The 23,633-nt window shown below is 64.0% G+C and carries 20 protein-coding genes; 11 read left to right on the forward strand and 9 right to left on the reverse strand.

Features of this window, described 5'->3' with window-relative positions; translation table 11 throughout:
- Nucleotides 1–175: 175 nt before the first annotated feature.
- The 4 genes from ACQR2C_RS31400 to ACQR2C_RS31415 form a co-directional block, all read right to left on the reverse strand.
- Nucleotides 176–1,000: a DsbA family protein gene (locus ACQR2C_RS31400; protein ID WP_315802378.1), complete on the reverse strand. Its 825-nt coding sequence runs from the start codon at nt 998–1,000 to the stop codon at nt 176–178.
- 93 nt (nt 1,001–1,093) lie between these two features.
- Nucleotides 1,094–3,631 (reverse strand): hypothetical protein, encoded by a 2,538-nt coding sequence (locus tag ACQR2C_RS31405; RefSeq protein ID WP_434882856.1) that lies wholly within the window; start codon nt 3,629–3,631, stop codon nt 1,094–1,096.
- Complete coding sequence (locus ACQR2C_RS31410) at nt 3,628–4,803, reverse strand: hypothetical protein (protein ID WP_434882857.1); 1,176 nt, start codon at nt 4,801–4,803, stop codon at nt 3,628–3,630. The genes ACQR2C_RS31405 and ACQR2C_RS31410 overlap by 4 nt, the downstream gene beginning before the upstream one ends.
- 113 nt (nt 4,804–4,916) lie before the next feature.
- Nucleotides 4,917–6,101 carry a hypothetical protein gene (locus tag ACQR2C_RS31415; protein WP_434882858.1) on the reverse strand — a complete coding sequence of 395 codons (1,185 nt, stop codon included), beginning with the start codon at nt 6,099–6,101 and terminating at the stop codon, nt 4,917–4,919.
- A gap of 212 nt (nt 6,102–6,313) precedes the next feature.
- On the opposite strand from ACQR2C_RS31415, the gene ACQR2C_RS31420 reads away from it, so the two are divergent.
- Complete coding sequence (locus ACQR2C_RS31420; protein WP_434882859.1) at nt 6,314–6,682, forward strand: CapA family protein; 369 nt, start codon at nt 6,314–6,316, stop codon at nt 6,680–6,682.
- A 722-nt stretch (nt 6,683–7,404) separates the two neighbouring features.
- Here the strand turns inward: ACQR2C_RS31420 and ACQR2C_RS31425 are convergent.
- The 3 genes from ACQR2C_RS31425 to ACQR2C_RS31435 form a co-directional block, all read right to left on the reverse strand.
- Nucleotides 7,405–7,875 (reverse strand): universal stress protein, encoded by a 471-nt coding sequence (locus ACQR2C_RS31425; RefSeq protein WP_434882860.1) that lies wholly within the window; start codon nt 7,873–7,875, stop codon nt 7,405–7,407.
- Nucleotides 7,876–8,730: 855 nt separating this feature from the next.
- On the reverse strand, nt 8,731–8,979 hold the full coding sequence (locus ACQR2C_RS31430) for a hypothetical protein (protein ID WP_315802389.1): 249 nt from the start codon (nt 8,977–8,979) through the stop codon (nt 8,731–8,733).
- A 401-nt stretch (nt 8,980–9,380) separates the two neighbouring features.
- Nucleotides 9,381–10,022, reverse strand: a complete 642-nt coding sequence (locus ACQR2C_RS31435; RefSeq protein WP_434882861.1) for a helix-turn-helix domain-containing protein — start codon at nt 10,020–10,022, stop codon at nt 9,381–9,383.
- 159 nt (nt 10,023–10,181) lie between these two features.
- Between ACQR2C_RS31435 and ACQR2C_RS31440 the strand changes: the two genes are divergently transcribed.
- The 7 genes from ACQR2C_RS31440 to ACQR2C_RS31470 all read left to right on the forward strand — a co-directional run bounded on the left by ACQR2C_RS31440 (nt 10,182) and on the right by ACQR2C_RS31470 (nt 17,381).
- Nucleotides 10,182–11,414, forward strand: coding sequence for a dienelactone hydrolase family protein (locus tag ACQR2C_RS31440; protein WP_316178411.1), 1,233 nt, complete (start codon nt 10,182–10,184; stop codon nt 11,412–11,414).
- A 78-nt stretch (nt 11,415–11,492) separates the two neighbouring features.
- Complete coding sequence (locus tag ACQR2C_RS31445; protein ID WP_434882862.1) at nt 11,493–13,034, forward strand: ABC transporter substrate-binding protein; 1,542 nt, start codon at nt 11,493–11,495, stop codon at nt 13,032–13,034.
- A gap of 14 nt (nt 13,035–13,048) precedes the next feature.
- Complete coding sequence (locus tag ACQR2C_RS31450) at nt 13,049–14,056, forward strand: ABC transporter permease (RefSeq protein WP_315802393.1); 1,008 nt, start codon at nt 13,049–13,051, stop codon at nt 14,054–14,056.
- Nucleotides 14,049–14,939 carry an ABC transporter permease gene (locus tag ACQR2C_RS31455; RefSeq protein WP_315802394.1) on the forward strand — a complete coding sequence of 297 codons (891 nt, stop codon included), beginning with the start codon at nt 14,049–14,051 and terminating at the stop codon, nt 14,937–14,939. The genes ACQR2C_RS31450 and ACQR2C_RS31455 overlap by 8 nt, the downstream gene beginning before the upstream one ends.
- Nucleotides 14,936–15,811, forward strand: a complete 876-nt coding sequence (locus ACQR2C_RS31460) for an ABC transporter ATP-binding protein (protein ID WP_316178416.1) — start codon at nt 14,936–14,938, stop codon at nt 15,809–15,811. Before ACQR2C_RS31455 ends, ACQR2C_RS31460 begins: the two co-directional genes overlap by 4 nt.
- The gene (locus tag ACQR2C_RS31465) at nt 15,808–16,668 is read left to right on the forward strand and encodes an ATP-binding cassette domain-containing protein (RefSeq protein WP_434882863.1); all 861 of its coding nucleotides are present in this window, start codon (nt 15,808–15,810) and stop codon (nt 16,666–16,668) included. Before ACQR2C_RS31460 ends, ACQR2C_RS31465 begins: the two co-directional genes overlap by 4 nt.
- Nucleotides 16,665–17,381 (forward strand): SDR family oxidoreductase, encoded by a 717-nt coding sequence (locus ACQR2C_RS31470; protein ID WP_434882864.1) that lies wholly within the window; start codon nt 16,665–16,667, stop codon nt 17,379–17,381. Before ACQR2C_RS31465 ends, ACQR2C_RS31470 begins: the two co-directional genes overlap by 4 nt.
- A 795-nt stretch (nt 17,382–18,176) precedes the next feature.
- Here the strand turns inward: ACQR2C_RS31470 and ACQR2C_RS31475 are convergent.
- The gene (locus tag ACQR2C_RS31475) at nt 18,177–19,091 is read right to left on the reverse strand and encodes an MBL fold metallo-hydrolase (RefSeq protein WP_316218434.1); all 915 of its coding nucleotides are present in this window, start codon (nt 19,089–19,091) and stop codon (nt 18,177–18,179) included.
- Between the two features lie 349 nt (nt 19,092–19,440).
- On the opposite strand from ACQR2C_RS31475, the gene ACQR2C_RS31480 reads away from it, so the two are divergent.
- The gene (locus ACQR2C_RS31480; protein WP_434882865.1) at nt 19,441–19,935 is read left to right on the forward strand and encodes a MarR family winged helix-turn-helix transcriptional regulator; all 495 of its coding nucleotides are present in this window, start codon (nt 19,441–19,443) and stop codon (nt 19,933–19,935) included.
- 149 nt (nt 19,936–20,084) lie between these two features.
- Here ACQR2C_RS31480 and petA read toward each other — a convergent pair whose 3' ends face one another.
- On the reverse strand, nt 20,085–20,816 hold the full coding sequence (gene petA, locus ACQR2C_RS31485; RefSeq protein ID WP_434882866.1) for a ubiquinol-cytochrome c reductase iron-sulfur subunit: 732 nt from the start codon (nt 20,814–20,816) through the stop codon (nt 20,085–20,087).
- Nucleotides 20,817–20,965: 149 nt separating this feature from the next.
- On the opposite strand from petA, the gene ACQR2C_RS31490 reads away from it, so the two are divergent.
- Nucleotides 20,966–22,480, forward strand: a complete 1,515-nt coding sequence (locus tag ACQR2C_RS31490) for a Do family serine endopeptidase (RefSeq protein ID WP_434882867.1) — start codon at nt 20,966–20,968, stop codon at nt 22,478–22,480.
- Nucleotides 22,481–23,169: 689 nt separating this feature from the next.
- Nucleotides 23,170–23,529, forward strand: a complete 360-nt coding sequence (locus ACQR2C_RS31495; RefSeq protein ID WP_316218437.1) for an STAS/SEC14 domain-containing protein — start codon at nt 23,170–23,172, stop codon at nt 23,527–23,529.
- Nucleotides 23,530–23,633 lie beyond the last annotated feature (104 nt).

Genomic DNA, 23,633 nt, shown 5'->3' on the forward strand with positions numbered 1-23,633 from the left:
TTTGGCCATGCGCAGATGCGGCACTGGCAACCGCCAGCAGTTGCCCGCCGCATCCATGTCGCAACCAGCGTCGCCACCATGACCGACGCATTGCGTCAGGTGCGTCTGTTCCTGTGCGGGGACGTCACCGGAACGCACTTGGCGGAGCTGGTGCCAAGCCTCGGCCGCTCGCGCGCTATGGTTCCTTCACAGCCGAGAGGTGTGCCTTCAGCCCTGCGGCCCCGACCGCCCCGGGGACTATGCTGTCGCCGACGACATAACCCGGCGTGCCATTGATGCCGAGCGCCGAGGCAAGGCGCGTGTTCTGCTGCAGGGCCTCGTTCACCTCGACGCTCGCCGCATCCTTCTCGATCTCGCCTGCGTTGAAGCCGAGATCTGCGGCCACCTCAAGCGCCGCGGCACGATCGACCCTTCCCTTCTTCGCCAGCAGGCGGCGATGAAACTCCAGGGATTCCCCGGCACTGGGATGATGCATCTGCAGCGCGATCGCGACCTTCGCGGCTTCGACGGAGTCCGGCCCGAGAATCGGAAGCTCTTTGAGCACGATGCGCACGTTCGGTTCGTCGGCGATCAGCGCAAGGGTGTCGCCGAGCGCCTTGCGGCAATAGCCGCAGTTGAAGTCGTAAAATTCGACCACCGTCCTGGTGCCGTCAGCGGCGCCGAGTGTCGTCTGCAACGGCGCGTTGTACAGCGCCTTGGCGTTGTCACTGATCGCCTGCTTGACGCTGGCCGCCGCAGCCGCGGGCGCGGTCTGGGCGACAGCGTTGCGCTTGGCAATCAGCGCCATCAGGGCAGTGCGCACCGCCTCCGGGTGATCAGCCAGGTATTTCTCGATTGCCGGCCCCAGGGCTTCCGGGTGCGCGGCGAGATATTGCTGGATCGCCTGGTCGATGTCCGCGCGCTGCCACTCAGCCTGGGCTGTCCTGGGTACGGCGATCGCCGCGGCAACGAGCGTGACTGCTGTGATGGCACGAATACGAATGCGCGAGAGCTTCGGCATGTCAGTTACTCCAATCATCCCTCAGTTCCTTCCACTCGTGTTCTTCACCACGACAAGCGAGCACTGCATCATCATCGGCACCACACAAAGCTCCTAGCGACCTCTCTCGAGCGGCGGTGGTGCAGTCCAGCGAGGCGCAAGCGGCGCAATGCGACCACGTGCGGCCGGCCAGCAGCGCTTGCCGAGTGGCCCGGGAACCATGCCGGGCGGGCAGGTGATCGGGCCTGTGTTAGACGGCGCGCGCTTGTCTGGAACCTTGGGTATCGAGGGACGTCGCGGTGACGGCCCGGGCACGACAGGCACAGGCGAGGGTTTTCGCGCCACGCAAACGCCCTCGTCGTCGCGAACTTTGCCCGCGGCGCAGGGCTCTTGCGGAACGGACTTCTTCTGGGCTGGCGCAACACATCGCGAGCGATCCTTCGGATTGACGGCGGCCGGACAGCACTCGCCGCTCGTCGTCAGGTTTGCGGTCGCGCAGCACTTGCCCGCCGCGGTCGGGACGTAGCCTGCGGCACAGCAAAGCGAGATCTTGGGAATCTTGAACGTTGGCTGGCACTGTGTCCCGTCGGCGCTCGGCGTCTGTCCGATCGGACAGCAAACCCCTTTCGAAGTCGCCTGGCTTTTCAGGCAGCATTTGCCCGCGATCTTCACATAGCCGGGCGAACAGCAATCCGGGCACTTTCCGTTTGGGATTTTCGGAATGGAGGGCTCGCAAACGCCATTCACGAGAGCGCTCAGGCAGCAAGCCTGAACGCCACCCGGACCGGAATAGATGTGATCGTTGTTGCAGCACTCCTGCTTGGGGCCGATCGCCGTCTGGGTGACCCCGCACATCGGTTTGGCAATGTCAGTCGATGGAATCGAGCCGCTCGAACAGGCACCGCCGGGTCCGAGGTCGGCAGGTGAACAGCACCTGCCGCCCAGGAGGATTTCAGGCGGCGCGCAGTTCGACGCGCAAGCGCCCTTGCTCCACACCTGATTGATCGGACAGACCGGGAAACCCGGGGGACCGCATACATGCGTCTGACAGGCGCGGAAACTCGGCGGTGGCAGCGGCACGCCGGCCGGGAGCGGGCCCGGGAGCAGCTCCGTCGGCTGCTCCGCGCAGATCCGCAGGATAGCAATGTCTCCCAGATGCCCCCGGGCCGACAGATCGGGCGGCGCATCGGCATAATCGATGAAATAGCTCATCCGCGGCGGCGCATCGCCACGACGGATGCGCCAAGCTGGATTTCCCTGCAGGCCGTCGATTGCGAGCATGTCTGTATGACCAAGCTCTGCGGAGAGCTTGGGGTCGGTCGTGTAGCGCAACTGTTCTCCGGTGATCCAGACGAAGCCGCCGCAGGAGCGGGGATTGATGTTGCCGCGCTCATCGTAGCTGTAGCCGATGGCGACGCCGCCATTGTCGTTGCGGAAGGTCTCGGGGAAGCCCACCGCATATTCGTCCGGCACGGCCTGCCAGATCGGCTGTTGGGCCTCGGTGACGCCGATCATGGTATAGCGCAGCGCGCGACCGATCGATGGCGCCGACAGCGCCTCGAAATCCTGCGCGCCAGTCGGCGCCGGCCGCTCGGCAAGATACATCCGCCCTGCATCATCGAAGGTGATGCGCGAGATTTCGGTCGGGCCGGCCGCGGGTGGCACTGCGACCTCGATCCTGATGTCCGAGCCGAACGAACCATCCGGCTTGAGGCCGACCGACCAGATGCGCAGTCCGTCGGCGACAGCGTAATAGAGACGACGATCGCGTATCGCGAGACCGAACACGCGCCGTGCCGTCGCGGCATAGCCCCAGGTCTCGGGGCGGGCGCTATCAAACTGTGGGCTCGCGAGATTAATGCCGGCCCCGCCAGCAGCGGGCATCGGCGCAAGCCCGACGGCGGCCGTGCCGGCGGTGCCGTGATCGTAGACGCCGAGATCCGCGCCGTTCGGGTCGAGGCGATGGATCAGGCCGGTCTCGCGGTCGGCGACGAACAGCGACTTCGTGGCAGAATCATACGCGAGCGCGCCGAGCGCTGCGCCCGAGTTCGCCTTTCCCTCAGTGAGGACGTTCGCAAATAGCTTCACCTCGCCGGTAAGGCCGTTGATCTTCCAGATCGACCCAGGGCCTCCTCCGGGGCCCCATTGTGCCGGCATGAAGACTGCACCGGTCCTCCCGGATCTGATGTGCTGCGGCTTGCCATCCGATCCGGGTGCGACGATGGGCAGCCCATAGGCCGATGTCGCCGCGACATAGATGTTGGGGGGCGACTGGTCGTCCAGCGCAACACCGAACACCTGTCCGATCCACTTCGCGCTCACCGTGAACGGTTTCGGAGCGCCGACCACCTGTGCTTCCGGCGGCCCGCCCATGCGGCTGAGATCAACGACGCGCAGCGACGGTCCGTCTGGATTAATGAAGGAGTTCAGATCGGGGTCCTGGCCGGGCTCGATCTCGAACGGACGCAGACCGCCGGAGAAACCGGTGACGACCGCCTGGCCCGGCGCGTAGATGCTCCGGGGGGCCTGAGCCGATGCCGTGCTGACGAGCGCGAGTGCCAAGCTCGACACGATGACGATGCGCCGCATCGCACGAGCGGCGATAGCCAACGAGGTATGACGACAATATTCCATGATGTTCTGTCGCCTCATTTCGGGGGCTCAGGTCGCGGAACGCAGGTGCCGCTCTTCGGGTCGGGGATGGTGTCCGGCGGGCAGCATTGCCCGCAGGAGGTCATCTGGGCCGGATTGCAGCAACTCCCATCGAACGCCATGCCTTGGCTCGGATCGGCGCATGGCGTGATGCAGTCGCCGATGCCGCCGATGCGAACCTGTCCGGTGGGGCACGCCGGCGGCGGACACATGCCGAACGGCGCAAAGCCCAAGTTGGCGGGCTGGTTCGTGTTGTCACACAGACATGACGAGATCCCGCTCGGCATCATGGCGCCGGGATGCGTGCCGTCCGGGCACTCGCACGCGAAGGCGTATCGATGATCGCCTGAATCAGGATTGGGGACTTCCTGCCAGTCAGCCTTCATCGGCGACGGGCAGAAGCAATACTGCACTCCTTCGCAACCTGTACCCTCAGCGGAAGGGGGCAACTGCTCGATGAGTGTTCCCTCGGCAGTCGTCGTGCATGCCAATGTCGGCTGCCACGGCTCCATGTAGCTCCCCGTGCTCTGGCAGCTCGGGATGGAGTGGCCGATCGAGCCGGGCGCAACACATGCAGGGTCATGCATTCTGGTGAGGAAGTCCTTGCCTTCACACTTCTTCAGGTCGATGGCAGCGCAATTGGCGAAACGGGGCGGTGGTCGCGTGCAATCGCAAGCGCCGAGACCAATCTCTTCCTGAAGCCAGCACAGCGCGTCCTCCATGCATTGCCCGATGTCCGAGCCAAGGGAACCCGCCCCCTGCTCGGTTGAGCAGGCGCATTGCATGACCTTCGCGGGCGAACCGACGGCGGACAGCACATTGGCGAGCTCCCCGAGCAGGCCCTGTCCAATCTTCGAGCCGCCCGCCGACTGCAGTTGGGCGAGGATCTGGGTGAGGTTTCCCTGTACTTTGCTGCAGAACGAGTTGACCGCGCCTTGCCCCGCAGCGCCGGCGACCTCGGTGAGGACCCCGGTGGCTGCAGCCGCCGCAGCGCACCCAGCTCCGTCCGCACAGGCATCCGCGCAACTCGACAGTCCGCCCACCGTCTGTTTGGCAGCATTGAATATGTCGCCTGGGTTGCAGCCTGCTCGCGCCGGCGACGCTAACAGCAGCATTGCGGCGGCGATCGCTGCGCCGTGGAACCACCAACTTCCTCGAAGTTGCATGACCATCGCCCGCCACTGACTTGGCCCGATAGAGATAACCGAACCCGCGTCCATTGAATTTGAGATGCGTCAATCGATAGACGGCCGATCGTGCCGGCCGTGGCGTCACGACGCCAATCTCATTTCACCGCCTGCTTCGGCACACAGGTGCCGCTGTTCGGGTCAGGTATCGTGCCCACCGGACAACATTGCCCGCAGGACGTCATCTGCGCGGGATTACAGCAACTGCCATCAAACGCCATGCCCTGGGTTGGATCGGAGCACGGTGTCACACACGCACCGGTCAGGCCCATACGCGTCTGTCCCGCGGGGCACGCCGGCGGCGGACACATGCCGAACGGCGCAAAACCCAGGTTCGCCGGCTTACCCGTATTGTCGCAGAGGCACTGCGACAAGCCGCTCGGTAGGATCGGGCCTGGGTGTGTTTGATGATCCGGATTGTTGGCCTCATATGGACAATCGCAGGCGAATAGCCAGCGATGCACGTCGCTGTTCGGATTGGAGATCTCGTGCCAGGCCGGCACCATCGGCTTGGGACAAAAGCAAGATATGACCGGGTCACAGCCCGTATCCTCTTGCGTGGGAGGTAGTTGAACGGCCAGCGTTCCCTCCGCCGACTCAATCCTCTCCACCGTTGGGATATTGTCGCCGTAGCCGCACTTCTGCCACTTGTCATTGCAGTTCGCAATCGAGCTGTAGGGAACGCAGGCGGGGTCCTTCATCTGATCGAAGTGACCTTCCGTCTGGCAATGCTTGACGTCGACCGATCCGCAATAAGCCATCTGAGGCGGTGGCCGCGAGCAATTGCAGCCGATCCCCAGCCCCCCGCACAACGCATCTTGAATGCACGCGCCGATATCGGCGCCGATCGAATTCGTGCTCTGCTCCGTTTCACAGGCGCACTGCACAACCTTGGCAGCTGAGCCCACGGCTGCGAGCTCAGTTGACAAATCGCCGAGCACTTCCTTCGCGATTGCATTGCCGAATATCGTGTTCAGCGCACCGACGATATCCTTTCCCTTCACTTTGGCTTCCGCGCAGAATTGATCGACCAGCCCTTGTCCTTTTCCGGTGTCCGATCCTTCGAGGGCGACCCCCGCAAGAGCTATTTCAAGTGCGACCGCGGCAGCGCAGGATGCGTCATCCTCGCAAACAGACTTGCAGTCCGATGTTGCCTTGAGCGTTCCGCAGAACGCGTTGGCAACGTCCTCGAAGCTGCATCCTGCGCTCGCAGAGGAGCCGAGCAGCGCGACTGCCGCCATGATGGCGACACCTTGGATCCACCAGCCCGTGGGAAATGTCATCGTCGTCGTCCCAGCCCGGATACCTCCAGCTTAGGCAAAGTCCAATCTATTGAAATTGAGATGCCTCAATCGACGCGGCATGCTCGTCACGTCATCGACGACGGCGCCTTCAGCTTTCCTTGTACGCGTGGCCCCGAAGACAGCGGGGCGAAACCGCCCGTCGCAGCGGACCCGAATTCGACCCTCCAAGATCCTTCGCCTTCGCGCTGACGATGACTGCGACCCGTCCAGCTTCATCTGACGCATCTCGGAAGCTCATCGAGCAGCAGGCCTCGCGGTCGGCCGAGGATTATGTGGTCCTTGCCGAGCAGGCGAGCGGCCCCATTTCGCGGCGCAATGCACCATCCTACATCTGGGGCGCCGCCCTGGACGAACTCGCGCGCATGCAGCCGGATGCACGGATCGTCAATCTCGAAACGGCCGTGACCCAAAGTAACGACGGGGCTCACAAGGGCATCAACTACCGCATGAGCCCAGAGAACGCGGGCTGCCTCATCGCAGCAGGAATCGACCGCTGTGTCCTGGCCAATAACCACGTGCTCGACTGGGGCTACGCCGGCCTGGACAGCGCTGAGCTGTGACAGCGAAGAGATCGTCGAGGCCGTAAGCCGGCGAGGGATGCGTGGTTATGTACGATCGGTGATCGAAGCGCGACGGCAGGTCCCATCGCGCATTGCTACGATAGCCAAGGATCCATCGAGCTATGATCTCGTTGTTGTCGGCACGCCGGTGTGGGCCTGGTCGCTTTCGTCGCCCGTCCGCGCCTTCCTGCTGGCAAGCAGGTCAAGACTTCCTGCGGTGGCGTTCATTTGCACGCTGGGCGGGGCAGGCAGCGACAGAGCCTTCGGCCAGATGCAGGAACTCGCGGGCAAGCCTCCAGTCGGATGTCTCGCAATCACGGCACGTGAGGTCGCATCGGCTACGTACCAAGCGAAGGGTCGTAATGTTTGCGGAGGCCCTGCAGCGCAGTCTGGCCGAGCAGCGTGAAAGAGCGGCGCCAACTGCGGCCTGAATGGCTGCGTGCTGATAGGCAGCCTGCGACATTTCAGCGAAGCGCGCCGAGCAGATCGCCCCGCGATACGGTTGGGCTGCGGCGAGGTGTGTCAACCGGCGTGCAAGATATTGGACGCCGGTGGGCATCGAAAGTGCGCTCGGCAAGGGTGTGAGCGCCGGCCGTCTGCCTTGGCGGGTGTCATCTTGAGACGGTGACCGTCTCGGCGAGATCCTGGGGTGCTTCGGCATTGCCCGGCGCAGCATCCATGAGACGCGAGCAGTCATACCTCGGCCGCAGAAGCGGTCGAGTTCAGGATTCGACGGAGACGAACGGCCGGTCCGGCGGGCGAACGACAAGCACCGGCACGTTGCTGTGTGTCAGTACTTTGTTCGTTTCGCTTCCGAGCATGATGGCGGTGATCCCGCGCCTGCCGTGCGATGCCATGACGATCAGGTCGCATGACCTCGCTTTCGCCATGTCGACTATGGCCAGATAAGGATGATCATGTTCGACATGCACGGCCTCGCAGCCGACGCCAGCGGCCAACGCGACCTGCTTGGCCGCATCGAGGTACTTCGTGGCAAGGGCCGCGACCTGCTTCGCGTACTGCGCCGGCGTGTCCGTGACCATTGCCGGCTCGACGGCAAAGGTGTGGAAGGGGGTGGATACGGTCAATATCGTGACCTTGGCGCTAGCCGACTTGGCGAGGGCGATGCCGTACTCAACCGCAGCCTGCGACAACGTCGAGCCGTCCGTCGGGATTAGAATATGTTTATGCATGCGGCATCCTGACTGTGAAACCATTGCGGCCCGACCGATGCAGTTCTCGACCACGGTTCCGCGTGCCGCAAAGGGGAGCCGCTAAAGAAAGCGTAGGCACTTGCAGCAACCGTGATGACAGGCTGCTATTGTTTCGATCTTGCAGGCGGGGAGGTTGATTTCCATCAAGCTCCAACACCAAGGCTGGTCCTGCATCCAGCCGGAGGGGTGTCAGACCCGCTTGCCGGAGTCGGGATCGAACAGCTTCGCCTTGTCCATGTTGACCTCGAAAGAATAGAGGCTGCCGCCGGCCTGGCAGACGCTGGGGAAGGCCAGGACGCCAAGCAACATGCCTAGTGCTGCAGTATGACCGCCGAGCCGCATGGGAAGTCTCCTCATCCCTCTCGCTAAGTTTTGGTCGCGATTAACCTTAAATTGTAAAAGACTGACATGTCCATCGCCAAGAGCGTTGACCTGCGTCAACAATGTCGACGGTCGCTTGAGAGCTGGTAGATCGGCAGCAACTCGACAAGGTCCAAGCCCTGGCTGTCGCGCTGGGTGTTGAGCCTTCAGATCTGCTGAAGCAGACTCTCTAAAAGAGGACGTTTGGAAAGATAGCTGGTGAACCGGCACGGTCAGCAACAGCGATCCTGCAATATCGGATCACCGGCACGTTGCACCTCGGCGTTCGGGCGTCCGTCAGCGCGGAAGCATAGCGTTCAAGGCGAAACTCAGAAGAGCCGGACGATCTCGGGGCCAAGATCGTCGTCTGGTTGCGCTTCGCTTGCCGGCAGTTGGAGAATCTTGCGCGGACGGGCAGGGGCTACGTTGCACTATCTCTCGAGCGCCTCGGGAAAAGTCCCATGCTGGTGGCATTCACCTTCGGCGGGCTATCGAAGCGCCCAGAAGGAACGCGAACAGCAGAGAAGCAAGCGGGGCCCGGCGGGCGGCGTTGCTTAGGACGCTGAGCGGCATGCCTGGCTTGCGCCCGGACTCCACGGCGCTGCGCACCTGCTTCGCAGCCTGCTTTACGAGACCAGCGAAGGAGCCAAAGGCGGTCTTCTTGTCCTCGGCAGGATAGAGCCCTTCATAGATGAACGGCGGGAGCGATGGATCGTCTCTCATGGTCGTTTTCTCGTTTTGCGGGATGCGCTTGTTTGCCTGTTGGCATCAATGGCGCGGAATTAGAGATGGTTCCGCGCCTCCCCCTTGGGCGCGGTTGTGATCCTGAGGCCGTGGCTTTGGCGGGTCGTCCTAGCCCAGCCCAACCATTGGACGGTGCGGGCGCCGCTAAAATTTCCCATTTGAGATCAAGGCGCCTCAAAAGAAGGAGGGGTGCATAAGCCATTGATCTCATTTCTGGCCTTTCGCCCCTGTCGTGCCCCACACGACCGGAGGCTGCGGGCAAAGGCCTGTTCTCTCTCCGTCCATCTAGCCTCCAGAGATGGGGCGCTCAAATGAACGGCCTCAGCGCGTCCACAGTCGCGACATAGCGGTCCAAGGTCGAAATATTGCGCTGAGGCGGGTCAGGACTGGTGCCGCCTCGTGATCGCGATGCGCGTCGCCTGGCCGTACAGCCCCGCCATCTGGTCAAGCTGAGCCGCTGTCGCGGCGCAGCCGTCGATCCAGCCGGGTAGGCCGTCGAACATCGGCGACAGGGTTGCCGCGCGCAAGGCCGCATAATCCTCGGTGACGGCGCGGCCGCGTGTCGTGGCGCGGTAGCGTGTCTCCTTGCGTGAGGAACGGCCTTCGGTCTCGATCAGCCCGGCGCGGACCAGCTTGCGCGTCGCATATTGCAGATTGGGCACGTCAACGCGGTTGAGCAGTTGGCCAACCTCGGCGAGCCGCTTCGGCTCGTCGCCCATGCGTACGACATTGAGGACGGCGACATCGTCGCCGGTCAGCGGCACCTCGCAAACGGCGGCGAGGCAGGAAGCCTTCCAGCGATAATAGGACTGGGCCAGCCGCTCCAGCGCGAATTCAAAGTCGGACAGCCGTCGCTCGGTGTCACTGCGCGCAAGATGCCACGCTCCCTTCGCGTCGCCTTTGCTGCCGCTCTCGGCCTCATCGCGAGCCGCCTCTGACCGTGACCGCGCCTTGCCGCCCGCCACTCTCGCCTTCACCGCCACGGTCTTGCGCCTCGCCCCAGCGCTCGTCGTCCTCTTCAATAGCCCGTCTCCCGATGCCGCTCCGCACAATGCGTGTGCAGCGCATGCTCAATCTCTGCTGTTTACATCCAACGTTTTTACATTAAAAATTCAATGAAGAAAATACATCAGGCGCGGCGTCACCGTGGACGTCGGCCGGCAGAACCGGGGAGCACGACAGTGGCTGGTCAGTGGATCGACATCGCCGCCGCCGATGGCGGCACGTTCAAGGGTTATCTGGCGGTGCCCGCGTCAGGCTCCGGTCCCGGCATCGTGCTCCTGCAGGAGATCTTCGGCGTCAACGCCTCGATGCGCGCGGTCGCCGACTATTATGCTGAGGAAGGGTATGTGGTGCTGGCGCCGGACCTGTTCTGGCGCTTCGAGCCGGGCATCGAGCTCGGCTATGGTGAGGCGGATTTCGGTAAAGCCTTCGGCTACTACCAGCGCTTCGACGTCAATCTCGCGATCAAGGACACGGCCGACGCGCTGAAGGTGCTGCGCGCCCGTCCCGAGTGCAAGGGCAAGGTCGGCGCGCTCGGCTTCTGCCTCGGCGGCAAGCTCGCTTATCTCACCGCCGCCCGCACCGACGTCGATTGCGCCGTCTCCTATTATGGCGTTGGCATCGAGGCCGATATCGCCGAGGCCAAGAACATCAAGGGCCCGATCGTCTTCCACTTCGCCGAGCTCGACAAGTTCGCGCCCGCCGAGGCGCGCGAGGCGGTCAAGGCCGGCTTTGCCGGCCGCGACGATGCCGAGTTCTATCTCTATCCAGGCTGCGACCACGCCTTCGCCGCGCCGGAGCGCGCCAGCTTCGACAAGCCGGCGACCCTGATGGCGCATTCGCGCTCGATCGCGCTGTTCCGGAAAGTGCTCGGCCCGCACTACGATCTGTCGTCGCTGTGGGACCGTCACACCGAGCTCGAATTCGCCACCCGCTCGGCGGAGGCGACGATGGGCACCATGGTCGCCGAGCCCTACGTCAACCACATCCCGACCATGACCGGCGGCGTCGGCTACAAGGATCTCTTGAGGTTCTACGCCAACCATTTCATTCCGAAGACGCCGGCGGACACCAAGCTGGTGCCGATCTCGCGCACCATCGGCGCCGACCGCGTCGTCGACGAGATGCTGTTCTGCTTCACCCACGACATCGAGATCGACTGGATGCTGCCCGGCATCCCGCCGACCGGCAAATATGTCGAGATTCCGCTGGTTGCGATCGTCCGCTTCCGCGGCGACAAGCTCTACAACGAGCACATCTACTGGGATCAGGCCTCGGTGCTGGTGCAGATCGGCCTGCTCGATCCGGCGAAGCTCCCGGTCGCCGGCATCGAGACGGCGAAGAAGCTGGTCGACGAATCCTTGCCCTCGAACACGCTGATGAAGCGCTGGGCCGAGAGCGCGCCGAACTGATCAATTCGTCCGGCGGCGTCGGCAGGGACGTCGCTTCTCTTCGCTCATCGTCCTTCGTCCATGCGGAGTTGCATCACCATGCGTGACCATCAGATCTCTCGTCGTACGATGTTGCAGCTCGCAGGCGCAGCTGCGTTGCCACTCGCCACCGGCCTGCCGCTGCGCCCCGCCAGTGCCGCGCCGGGCACGCTGACCATCGCCTACAACGTCAACCTGCCGTCGTTCGATCCGACCGTCGGCGTCTCGGCGGTCAATCCGACCATCCAGTCGATCTACCAGGCCATCTTCGATCCCTATATCGGCCAGGCCGCCGATCTCTCGTTCAAGCCGGGCCTCTTGACGAAGTGGGGCTGGAACGAGGACCGCACCAAGGTCACGATGGAGCTGCGCTCCGACGCGACCTGGCATGACGGCTCCAAGGTGACGCCGGAGGACGTGGTGTGGTCGCTGACCCGCGCCGCCGATCCGAAGGGCGGCAACCCGATCCAGTTCGTCTGGTCGAAGATCAACAACTTCAAGATCGACGGCCAGACCATCACGGCCGACGTGGTAGAGTTCGAGCCGGTGCTGTTCAAATGGATGGCGTTCCTCACCGGCTACGTGCTGCCCAAGGCCTATTACGAGAAGGTCGGCGCGGAGGGCTTTGAGAAGGCGCCGATCGGCTCCGGCCCGTACAAGGTCGATGCCTTCGAGCGCAACGCGTTCCTGCGGCTGAAGGCGCATCCCGGCTATTGGGGGCCGAAGCCGGCGTTCGAGACCGTCGTCTTCAAGTTCGTCACCGATCCGACCAGCCGCGTCGCCGAGATCGAGTCCGGTGGCTCCGACATCACCTTCGAGATTCCCTATGAAGAGTTCGACCGCCTCAAGGCCAAGCCGAATTTGGCAGGCCTGACGCAGCCGATCTCCGACATCGGAATGATCTTCCTTACCGACATCGATCCGATGCTCGACCGCAACATCAGGCTCGCCGCCAACCACGCCATCGACAAGAAGGCGATCGTCGACAAGCTGCTGCGCGGCTATGGCGTGCCGATCGATACCTTGGAAGCTCCGGGCTACGCCGCCTTCGATCCCTCGATCAAGGTCGCCTATGATCCGGAGCTCGCCAAGAGCCTGCTCGCCCAGAGCGGCTACTCGGCCGCTAAGCCGGTCAAGTTCACCATCCAGACCACGCGCGGCTTCAAGCCGAAGGACTACGAAATGGTCCAGGCGATCGCCGGCATGTGGCGCAAGATCGGCATCGAGGCCAACATCGAGGTCTACGAGATCGCGCAGCATTTCGAGCTGCGCGCCCGCCACGCGCTGGCGCCGGCGGCGTTCTACAATTGGGGCAACGCGATCGGCGATCCCACGACCTCGACCGGCTTTGCGATGTTCGGCCCGTCGCCACATTCAGCCTGGAAGGGCAAGGACCTGATCGAGCGCATCGGGCCCTTGTGGGGCGAGAAGGACGAGGCCAAGCGCATCGCCGGCTGGAAAGCGGTCGACAAATACATCGCCGAGGAGGGTGAGGTGATCCCGCTGCTGCAATACGTCCAACCGATCGTGCACAAGAAGGGCCTCAAGGTGGTGCCGCAGGCCAACGGCATGATCCTGCCGCAGCTCGTGACCCAGGGCTGAGACGGAGTCGGGCGATGCGCTGGAGCGCCATTCTCAAGCGCCTCGCTCTGATCCCGCCGACCCTGCTCGGCGTCGGCGCCATCGTGTTCGTGCTGCTGCGCGTGGTGCCCGGCGATCCCATCGCGATGATGATCCCGCCCGGCGCCTCGCCGGCCGACATTGCGCGGCTGCGCGCGCTCTACGGCCTCGATCAGCCGCTGCTGTCGCAGTTCATCACCTGGCTTGGCCAAGTCGCGTCGGGCGATTTCGGCCGCTCGATCAGCCTGCGCCAGCAGGTGTTCGAATTGGTCGGCGCGCGGCTGCCGGCGACCCTTGAGCTCGCAGCGCTCTCGGTGATCATGGCGCTCGTGATGGGCGGAGCCGTGGCGCTGGTCGGCAGCCTCACGCGCGGCACCCGCGCCGAATGGCTGCTCGACACCGCCAACGGCTTCTTTCTCGCCATTCCTGATTTCCTGTGGGCCCTGATCCTGCTGCTCGGCTTCGGCGTGCTGCTGCCGCTGCTGCCGATTTCCGGCCGGCTCGATCCGCAGCTTGCCGTGGCCTTCCGCACCCACTTCTATCTGATCGAGAGCCTGCTCACCCTGCGCCTCGACGTCGCCGCCGATCTCTTGCGCCATATGTTGCTGCCGTCGCTGGCGCTCGCGCTGCCCTTCGCCGCGCTGGTCGCGCGTCTCCTCAAGGCGCAGCTCGCAGAGGCCGAGGACCAGGACTACGCCCAGATCGCCCGCACCCGCGGATTTTCGCGCACCACGATCCTGCAGCGCGAGGTGTTCCCCAACGCGCTGATCCCGACGGTCGCGCTCTCAGGCGTGCAGATCACCCTGCTGCTCGGCGGCACCGTGCTGGTCGAGCGCATCTTCTCCTACGAGGGCATCGGCAACATGGCGATCGATGCCGTCATCAACCGCGACTTCCCGCTGATCCAGGGGCTGATCCTGACCTTCGCCGTCCTGTTCATCGCTCTCAATCTCGCCGTCGACCTGCTGGTGGCGCTGCTCGATCCGAGGCTGCGCCATGGTTGACCTGGTTCTTTCTGGCCCGATCACGGCCCAGCCGTCGCGCTGGCGCAGCGCTCTCTCACGCGGCGGCGCGCGGCTGTGGATCGGCGGCGGCCTTGTCGCGCTGCTGCTGCTCATCGCGCTGTTCGCCCCGGTCATCGCGCCGCATGATCCGGCCGAGCAGGATCTGATGTCGGCGCAGCTGCCGCCGGCCTTCATGCGCGGCGGCGAGGCGGCGTTTCCGTTGGGCACCGACAGCCTCGGCCGCTGCGTGCTGTCGCGCCTGATATATTCCGCGCGTACTGCGGTCTCCGTCGCGCTGATCGCCTCGCTGCTCGCTGCGGTCATCGGCATCGCACTCGGCCTGATTGCCGGCGCCTTCGGCGGCTGGATCGATCAGCTGGTGTCGCGGCTGATCGACGTCTGGATGGCGTTCCCGCCGGTGCTGCTGTCGATCGTGCTCGCCGCCGTCATCGGCGCCGGCCTCACCTCGGTCATTGCTGCGATCGTGGTCGTCGACTGGACCCGCTTCGCCCGCATCACCAGAGCCGAAACGCAGGCCCAGCTTGCGCGCGACTACGCCGCCGCGGCCCGGGTGCTCGGCCTCACCCGCGCGCAGGCGCTGCGGCTCGAGATCCTGCCCAACCTCGTGCCGCTGATCGTCACGTTGCTGGCGGTCGAGATGGGCATAGCTATCCTGGTCGAGGTCATCCTGTCCTTCGTCGGCATCTCCGTCACCGGCGACACCGCGAGCTGGGGCGGCATGATCACCGAGGGACGGCAGATCGTCTACCAGGCGCCCTGGATCATGGCGCTGCCGATCGGCGCCGTCATCGTCAGCGTGATCGGCTTCAACCTGCTCGGCGACGGCCTGCGCGCCGCGCTCGATCCGGTGCAGCGCCGATGAGTGCCGTGCTCGACATCGACAATCTCCACGTCGCGATCGGCGCCGCCAATGTGCTGCGCGGCGTCTCCTTGCGCGTCGAGGCCGGCGAGGTCCGCGGGCTCGTCGGCGAATCCGGTGCCGGCAAGTCGATGGTCGGCCGCACCATCTTCGGCCTGCTGCCGGCGAAGGCCGCCATCACGGCCGGCCGCGTGAGCTTCGAGGGTCGCGACCTCCTGGCGATGCCGGACAAGCAGCGCCGCGACCTGCTGGGACGGCGCATCGCGCTGATCCCGCAGGATCCGATGACGTCGCTCAACCCGGTCCGGCGTATCGGCGCGCAGATATGCGCGGTGTTGCAGCTGCATCTGAAGCTGTCGAAGCGTGCCGCGCGCGATCGCGCCGCCGAGCTGCTTGCCGAGGTCGCGATCCACGATCCCGCCGGTGTGCTGCATCTCTATCCGCACGAGCTGTCCGGCGGCATGCGCCAGCGCGTGCTGATCGCGATGGCCTTCGCCTGTGACCCGTCGCTCGTCATCGCCGACGAGCCGACCACCGCGCTCGACGTCACCGTGCAGCGCCAGGTGCTGCAACTGGTCGAGCGGATGCGCCAGCGCCACGGCGCGGCGATCCTGTTCGTCACCCACGATCTCGGCGTCGTCGCCAAGGTCTGCCGCAGCATGACCGTTCTGCATGCCGGCCGCGTGCTCGAGGATGGATTGACCTCGGACGTGCTGGTGAAGCCGCACCACGCCTATACGCGCGCGCTGCTGGCGGCAACGCCGCGCGCCGACCGTCCCGCGGATAGTTTAAAGCCGGTGCCTCCGGCGCTGATCGAAAGCCTGTGGGCCGAGGCGCACAGGCTCGATCAGCTCGCGGCGGGGAGGCCGGCATGAGCGAGATCCTGCTGCGCGCCGGCCAGCTCGGCTTCGCCTATCCGGCGCGATCGAAATCGCTGTTCGGCAAGCCGGTCATGCGCGACGTCATCAAGTCGGTCGATCTCGCCGTTTCGCGCGGCGCGGTGCTCGGCCTCGTCGGCGAATCCGGTTCGGGCAAGACCACACTGGGCCGGCTGCTGGTGCGGCTCTTGGAGCCGACGTCGGGCGGCATCCAGTTCGACGGCATCGGGATCAGCCATCTGTCGGAAGCCGCGCTGCGCCCCTTGCGCGCGCGCATCCAGATGATCTTCCAGGATCCGCAATCCTCGCTCAATCCGCGCCTGCCGCTCGCGGTCACCTTGACGCGCCAGCTCGAGGTCTATGGACAGTTGAAAGGCCGGCGCGATCGCCGCGACCGCGCCGCCGCGCTGCTCGATCTCGTCGGCCTGCCGACAGCCTTCGTCGACCGTTATCCGCACGAGCTCTCCGGCGGCCAGCGCCAGCGCGCCGGCATCGCACGCGCGCTGGCGCTGCAGCCTGACTTCATCGTCGCCGACGAGATCGTCTCCGGGCTCGACGTCTCGACCCAGGCGCACATCCTGATGCTGTTGAAGGAGCTGCGCGCCAGGCTCGGGCTGACCGTGGTCTTCATCAGCCATGATCTCTCAGTGATCCGCGTGCTCTGCGACGAGGTCGCCATTCTCAAGGGCGGCGAGGTGGTCGAGCACGGCCCGGTCGGCCGCATCTTCTCCCATCCGCAACACGCCTATACGCGCCAGCTCCTGGCCGCCATTCCGTTCCCCGATGTCGAGCCGGGCTGGCTCGACGACACCTCGCCCCGTGAGCAACCCCAGCAGCAGGGATCAGCCGCATGAGTGCTTCGATCAAGGACTCCGTCGTCGTCATCACCGGCGCCACCGGCGCCATCGCGAAGGCGCTCATCGCCGAGCTGCTCGCCCGCGGCGCTGCGAAGATCTATGCCGCCGCCCGCGACGTCTGCGCGCTCACGGCGTCCGACAGGGTCGTGCCGTTGAAGCTCGACGTCACCAGCGATGGGGACGCGGCAGCCGCCGCCGCACAGGCTTCCGACGCGACGCTGCTGATCAACAATGCCGGCGTCAATCACAACACTGCGTTCATGCTCGCGCCCGATCTCGCCATCGCCACGGAGGAGATCGAGATCAACTACCTCGCGCCGTTGCGGCTGACGCGCGCCTTCGCGCCGGTGCTGATCAAGAACCAGGGGGCCGTGCTCAACATCCTGACCATCCTGGCGCGGGTGAACCTGCCGCTGATGGGCTCCTATTGCGCCTCGAAGGCCGCGGCGCTGAGCCTCACGCAAGGACTGCGCGGCGAACTGACGCCGAAGGGCGTCCACGTCGCCGGCGCGCTGCCCGGTGCCGTCGACACGCGCATGACGGCCGGCCTGCCGATCCCGAAGATGACGCCGGCCGAGGCCGCCAAGGAAATTCTCGACGGCTACGAGACCGGCGAGGAGGACATCTATGTCGGCGACATGGCCAAGGGCATCGCCGCCGGCCTCGCGCAGGATCACAAGGCGGTGGAAAAGCAATTGGCGTCGGGCTAGCACGAACGCCTTGATAAAAGCCGCACCCGGAGCAGCGACGCGAGAAGGTCGACGCGGCAGAGAGCGCGAGGCATGTAACCGAGATTTCTGCCGCGACGAGGCGTCAGTTCTTCCGATCCCGAAAACTATAGGTGACAGGCCCCAGCGCGGGCCCAGGAGACTGAGACGACTGGCATTGGCTTCCCGAGGCACCGGTTTCCTTTGAAGCCTGCCAGGCGGACGTAAAGGCCAGGGAGCGGTCCGAGAGCGTGGCCGAAGTGCGACAGTCTGCCGTTACTCGCTTCTCCGAAGACGGCCGGCCCCTAGGCAGGTTGCAGGAACTGGGTGACGTCCGCCATTTGTTGGGGAACGCGCCTTTTGCCAAGCTCGAAAAGGTCATCGTAGCGCAGCGCGGAAGGAACGCTGCCCTATGGGAGCAGATCGAACCAAGGCGTCGTGAACGAGGACGGCTGCTTGAGGCCCGGTATAGACCAGGCGTTGCCCGCCTAAGGTCAGATTGATTGAAGCCCCTGGCTCACCCGCCGAGCTTGTCACCCCTAAATGGAGGTGCGGCATGCCCCGGAAGTCAAATACGCCTGGTGAGGCCCGTAACGAGTTTGTGCAGCTCGCGCTTGTCCCGAACGCCAACATTCAGAGCCTTTGTCGGCGGGGATCACCGTTCAATGAGAATACGCGCAGCGGGCGATAACACGCGCCTTTGCCCACGGGACATGAGCGCAGCGCTCGCATCTGAGTTTCAGAGGGAGGATAGTTCCCCAAGCAGTTTCACAGTCAGATCGTCACCAAGTGTGGTTATCAGCGCTGGCCATCGCCCATCAACGGCTTCATGGGCTCCCCATCTGGACTATAGGACGACACGCCGTCTCCGACGGAAAAGGACATCAGGTCGTGTCCGATGACTAATGGACCCTGGTACGTCGCGCGGGTGCGCCGAAGCAGCGCCTCCTCGGGCACATCCTGCACCGGCTTCACCGTCGCGAATACGACATGCGAATAGACCGCCAGCTTCGGCTTTGCGAGCGAGAAGATCCGCCCGGCTTCCTCCGGTGAAGTGTGATGGGCTTCGATAGCACGATAAGAGGGATAATCCTTCACGAGATCAGGTTCGATGATTGCGACCTCGTGAACCAGCAGATCGGCGCCCTTCGCGGCGTTCACGATTCGCTCGTCATATTTGGTGTCACCCGATAGAACGACTTTCTTGCCGCCGTACTCGATCACGTAGCCGAAGGCTGGCTTGATCTTCTCACCGTGGTTGACCTCAATCGCCGTGACCTTCACGCCGCCCTTCTCATAGACGAGTCCGGGCTGAATGTCGTGCGCATTAAATGCCACGCCTTCCGGCGGCAGATGTTCGTCATCCTCGCGAATGCGAATATCCTCCGAGAACGCCTTGGTCAGGTTTTGCGTCATTGCGACGGTTCCGGCCGGCCCGAAGATCACCATCGGTGATTTTCGTGAGGCCCAGGGCGTTCCGATCCAGCCGCTGAGCCACATATCAGGCAAGCCGACAATATGGTCGGAGTGGAGATGCGTGATGAAATGAGCGGTGATGGCGCCGAGCGGAATTCGCTTCTGGAAGAGGCGAATGGTCGAGCCCCGCCCCATATCAAACAGCAATTTCTCGGGTCCGGCCTCGACGAGTGTTGACGCACTGAAGCTTCCGATCCGTGGAGTCGGTGTGCCGGTTCCGAGCAAAGTCACCTTCATCTCATCTGCCGCGGAGGGATTTCCCCACAGCAGAACACAGGCCGCAATTGTAGAAGCAACTAGTCTCACTATGCCAGTTTCGATTGCTTGCATCTGAACACCGGACATTTTCGAGGTTGCTGATAGCAGGGGGGCCTGTGGCCGTCGCCACCTTTATCAGCTTGGTCCATTTAGGGACGCGGCTCGATCGTTGATGTGTGTCTTTCGGCTCAGCGTCAATGGTCGACGAACGTTTGACCAAATCAAATGTGTTCTGCGATGCACAATGCTGCTGTTGGAGATTGTCAAACGACGGTATGTTTCGAAAACGTCACCTCATCCGCCATCCTCCACCCTCAGCCGGAACGTCATGAGCAATTTGAAGGATCCGTCAAACATTGACGAGTATCTCGCGTTTCGTATCTATAATCTTGGAAAGCTCGCCGCGCGGGGCGCGGGCATCATGCTACGACGGGAGTTGGGGATCGGTCGGCGCGACTGGCGCATTCTTGCTTACCTCGCGCAACGTCCCGGCATAAGCCTGAGCGAACTCGCCGAAGTCGCCGACATCGAGCTGGAGCCTGCAAGTCGAGGGGTCGGTAGGCTCGTGGGCAGCGGAATCGTTGCGAAGGCAAGGCTCCCCAAAAATAAGCGACTCTTGGCACTTTCCCTGACGGACACGGGACAGGCCCTGTACGAGCAGGCGCAACGGATAACCAAGGCGTACAACAGAGACTTGGCAGCGTGTCTGAGCGATGAACACGCACAGATATTGGACATGCTGCTGAGGAGACTCTCGGAACGAGCTGCGGAGCTCACTGATCTGCAGGCAGGCGCTGGCGGCGAAGAAGACATCGTCGAATAGGGTATTCGATGCCGTCATGACCCCCGGCTGCTGCCATTAGTCGAACCGACGCCAGCTGGAGGCGAGTTCAGCGTATGCGGGCAATGTGGGGGCGCTCCCGAGGCCGCGGACAAAAGACGCGAATGCCGGCGGCGTTCTAGATCTGCCTACTAGACCTGCGTAACGGAGTCGAAGTCCCAGCTCACATCGGGCGGGTTCTCGCCGATCCTTATTGTGCCGTCGTTGATGAGCCGATAGGGCGGCACCGGAAGATTGTAGGGTGCGGGAACGCCGGCAAAGACGCGTCCCGCCAGATCGTATTTGGAACCGTGACACGGACAGAAATATCCGCCGCTCCATCCCGCTACCGGGATCTGTGTGCTTGGGTCGGGATAGAACAGCGGGATGCAGCCGAGATGCGTACAGATCCCGACGAGAACGCCGTATCTGGGTTCGATCGAGCGATGCCAATTGGTCGCGTAAGGAGGCTGCTGCATGGCCTTCGACCCAGGATCCGAGAGGCGCGCGACGAGGTTCGCGTCCTGCAAGGTCCTGAGCGCCTCGGGCGGACGGTTGACGATGAAGATCGGCCTTGAGCGCCACCGCACCACCGCCTGCTGCCCCGGCTGCAGCTTGGAGGCGTCAAACTCGACCGGCCCGCCTGCGGCGAGGGTGGAGGCATCCGGGTCCATCTGCGCCACCATCGGCACCAACGATGCGATTGCGCCGACACCGGCGAATGCTCCGGTGGCGACGTAGAGAAAGTCGCGCCGCGTCAGTGCCGTAGCTGCGGCGGCTGTTGGCGATGTTGCATCTTTGGCCATCGATCGCTCCATTTCACCTAAGAGCCCTTCTATGCCGAACGCCGCAGTCCGCCGGGCGATCGCAGCCGAACAGTTCATCTTTCTGTGCTTCGGCAGCGCATGCCGCCTTACTACGAATTCATCTCGCCGAAAGGATGAATTAATTCGTCGGACAGGACGTAGTAATCTGACGAGCGTTACTCCTTCGTGCAACGCCGTGAGGCGCAACATCTCGAAGGAGACAATCCATGTCGGACAGCAATCAACAACCTCGCCGCAGGAGCATGCCCGCGCGGCGCCTGACTTTGCTCGGATCGGCTGCCGTGATCGGTTCGGCGATCGCGCTGTCAGGACCGCTCGGCTATGGCCGCCTGATCGATCAGGCCTGGGCGGCGGCGCCTTCCCAGGGCGAGCAGGGCCCCACTGGCTTCGCCGATCTGGTCGCCAAGGTCAGGCCCGCGGTGATCTCCGTCCGCGTCAGTGTCGACGAAGGTGACGAGACCGACATGCTGGGGCCGAACGGGGAGCCGTCCATGCAGGGAACGCCGTTCGAGAAGTTCTTCCGCCAATACGGATTCGCCGACGGCCCGCAAGGCAAGATGCGTCGCCACCAGATGATTACGGGAGTTGGCTCGGGATTCTTCATTTCGGCCGACGGCTACGCGGTGACCAACAACCACGTCGTGGACCACGCCAAGTCGGTGCAGGTCACCACCGACGACGGCAAGTCCTATACCGCCAAGGTCATCGGGACCGACCCGAAGACCGACGTCGCGCTGATCAAGGTCGAAGGCAAGTCGGACTTCACCTATGTCAACCTGGACAGCAAAACGCCGCGCGTCGGTGACTGGGTCGTGGCGGTCGGCAATCCCTACGGCCTCGGGGGCACCGTCACGGCGGGCATCGTCTCGGCGGAAGGCCGCGAGCTCAGCTCGAGCCCCTATGACAACTACATCCAGATCGATGCGCCGATCAACAAGGGCAATTCGGGCGGTCCCACCTTCGATACCAACGGCGATGTCATCGGCGTCAACACCGCGATCTATTCGCCCACAGGCGGCTCGGTCGGCATCGGCTTCGATATACCTGCGCCGACGGTCAAGATGATCGTTGCCCAGCTCAAGGACAAGGGCGTGGTCACCCGGGGCTGGCTCGGCGTGCAGGTCCAGCCGGTGACGGCAGGTATCGCAGAAGGCCTCGGCATGAAGAACGCCGCCGGCGCGCTGGTCGACGAAGCAAAGCCGGATACGCCGGCGGCGAAAGCCGGGATTGAACCTGGCGACGTCATTACGGCCGTCAACGGTGAAGCCATCAAGGACTCGCGCGCCCTGGCGGGCCGGATTTCGGCGATGGCCCCCGGAAGCTCGGCAAAGCTCGACATCCTTCGCAAGGGTGAGTCCCGGACCATCGCTGTGACGCTTGCGAACATGCCGAACCAGCAGGAGAAGCAGGCCAGTTCCGACGATCACGACAACGGCACGGCTCGCGGCGTGCCACATCTCGGTCTGTCAGTCGCGCCCGCAGAGGACGTGGCGGGCGCCGGGAACAAGGTCGTTGTCACCGCCGTTGATCCCGACGGCCCGGCGGCGGAGCACGGTGTGCAGTCCGGCGATGTGATTCTCGATGTCGGTGGCAGGACCATCGGCACCGTCGCCGAACTGCGCAACGCATTGTCGGAGGCAAGGTCCGCCGGCAAGCGCGACGTGCTGATGCGGGTCAAGTCCGCCGCCAATACCCATTTTGTTGCGGTCCCGATCGGCTGACGCGCCGATACGGAGCCTGCTGCCGGTGCTCTCCCCATCGCCGGCGGCAGGCCACGCGTTGTGTGCGGGATGAACGACGGACATGCGGCGAGCCCCGTGTCGACCCGACGCCTCGGCGAGGGGCGACTCCGCAGAATCGTTGCGGCGGCCGGCGCGTCCTGTGGCCACATCTGACGCATCCGGTACTGAAACGGCAACCGGATGTCGCGAAGTGCGTTTCACGTCAGGGGGCGACCAACGGTGGGGAGTCAGCGCCATGGGCATGGTCAACAAGGAAACACCAACCGAGCGCCTTGCGGCCCGCGCGAAGACGGATCGACTGCATCCGCACGTTACCGGATCCCGGCCGGACTTCCGGCCTGGCTGGACGTCTCGGTCTGTAGGGCGCAGGCGGAGGACAGCGAGATGATGTCGCGGGTGCCGTCGACTGGCTGCAAGTCGGTGGCGAGATGGAGCCGTTTCGCGATCGAGGGACAGCAGCCGGGATACTGGCCGGCCGGATCAAGATCCAGCGCGGGCGTTGGATCTGACGGTCGCTCGGACAAGCGCGCAGAGAGACTGACGCTAAAGCTACCGAGCCGATGCCAGGTCCGCCAAACCAGTCTCTGCAAGGTCGAGATCGCAGGGTCAAGATCGAGTGCGTCGTGATCGAACCCCTCGGTTTCACAACAAAACGACAGGAGGACGCCATGATCGAGCAGCTCACGAACTTTCCAGACCAGGTCGTCGGGTTCCGCTGCAGCGGCCGGGTGACGAAGGAGGACTATGACAAGGTGCTGGCGCCCGCCGTGCTCGCCGGACTTCAAGCCAACCGGACTCTTCGATTATACTACGAGACCGGCAAGGATTTCACGCTCGATGCCGGCGCAATGTGGGAAGACTTCAAGATCGGCATCGAGCATCTGATGCGCTGGGACAGGATCGCGGTCGTGACCGACATCGAATGGATCCGGACGGCGGTACGTCTCTTCGCGTTCATGATGCCGGCAACGACCAGGGTGTTTTCGCTGTCCGAGGCGGCCGAGGCCCACGCCTGGATCGCCGCATGACCAGAGGAGCAGGGTGAGGGGACGCCGCCATTGGCGCTAACTTACCAAATTAGCGCTTGGTATTCTCGTTTTCTTGGCGGCTCTTGGAGATGGCGTTGAATGTT

The sequence above is a fragment of the Bradyrhizobium sp. HKCCYLRH3061 genome, assembly GCF_051168015.1.
In the GTDB taxonomy this organism is placed as follows: Bacteria; Pseudomonadota; Alphaproteobacteria; order Rhizobiales; family Xanthobacteraceae; genus Bradyrhizobium.

Excerpts from the sequence above, each read along its gene's own strand:
- ACQR2C_RS31400 (WP_315802378.1), bottom strand. The coding sequence starts at position 1,000 with ATGCCGAAGCTCTCGCGCATTCGTATTCGTGCCATCACAGCAGTCACG.
- ACQR2C_RS31450 (WP_315802393.1), top strand. The coding sequence starts at position 13,049 with ATGCGCTGGAGCGCCATTCTCAAGCGCCTCGCTCTGATCCCGCCGACC.
- ACQR2C_RS31465 (WP_434882863.1), top strand. The coding sequence starts at position 15,808 with ATGAGCGAGATCCTGCTGCGCGCCGGCCAGCTCGGCTTCGCCTATCCG.
- ACQR2C_RS31405 (WP_434882856.1), bottom strand. The coding sequence starts at position 3,631 with ATGAGGCGACAGAACATCATGGAATATTGTCGTCATACCTCGTTGGCT.
- ACQR2C_RS31425 (WP_434882860.1), bottom strand. The coding sequence starts at position 7,875 with ATGCATAAACATATTCTAATCCCGACGGACGGCTCGACGTTGTCGCAG.
- ACQR2C_RS31415 (WP_434882858.1), bottom strand. The coding sequence starts at position 6,101 with ATGACATTTCCCACGGGCTGGTGGATCCAAGGTGTCGCCATCATGGCG.
- ACQR2C_RS31480 (WP_434882865.1), top strand. The coding sequence starts at position 19,441 with ATGAGCAATTTGAAGGATCCGTCAAACATTGACGAGTATCTCGCGTTT.
- ACQR2C_RS31410 (WP_434882857.1), bottom strand. The coding sequence starts at position 4,803 with ATGGTCATGCAACTTCGAGGAAGTTGGTGGTTCCACGGCGCAGCGATC.
- ACQR2C_RS31475 (WP_316218434.1), bottom strand. The coding sequence starts at position 19,091 with ATGAAGGTGACTTTGCTCGGAACCGGCACACCGACTCCACGGATCGGA.
- ACQR2C_RS31455 (WP_315802394.1), top strand. The coding sequence starts at position 14,049 with ATGGTTGACCTGGTTCTTTCTGGCCCGATCACGGCCCAGCCGTCGCGC.
- ACQR2C_RS31430 (WP_315802389.1), bottom strand. The coding sequence starts at position 8,979 with ATGAGAGACGATCCATCGCTCCCGCCGTTCATCTATGAAGGGCTCTAT.
- ACQR2C_RS31490 (WP_434882867.1), top strand. The coding sequence starts at position 20,966 with ATGTCGGACAGCAATCAACAACCTCGCCGCAGGAGCATGCCCGCGCGG.
- ACQR2C_RS31420 (WP_434882859.1), top strand. The coding sequence starts at position 6,314 with ATGACTGCGACCCGTCCAGCTTCATCTGACGCATCTCGGAAGCTCATC.
- ACQR2C_RS31495 (WP_316218437.1), top strand. The coding sequence starts at position 23,170 with ATGATCGAGCAGCTCACGAACTTTCCAGACCAGGTCGTCGGGTTCCGC.
- ACQR2C_RS31470 (WP_434882864.1), top strand. The coding sequence starts at position 16,665 with ATGAGTGCTTCGATCAAGGACTCCGTCGTCGTCATCACCGGCGCCACC.
- ACQR2C_RS31460 (WP_316178416.1), top strand. The coding sequence starts at position 14,936 with ATGAGTGCCGTGCTCGACATCGACAATCTCCACGTCGCGATCGGCGCC.
- ACQR2C_RS31445 (WP_434882862.1), top strand. The coding sequence starts at position 11,493 with ATGCGTGACCATCAGATCTCTCGTCGTACGATGTTGCAGCTCGCAGGC.
- petA (WP_434882866.1), bottom strand. The coding sequence starts at position 20,816 with ATGAACTGTTCGGCTGCGATCGCCCGGCGGACTGCGGCGTTCGGCATA.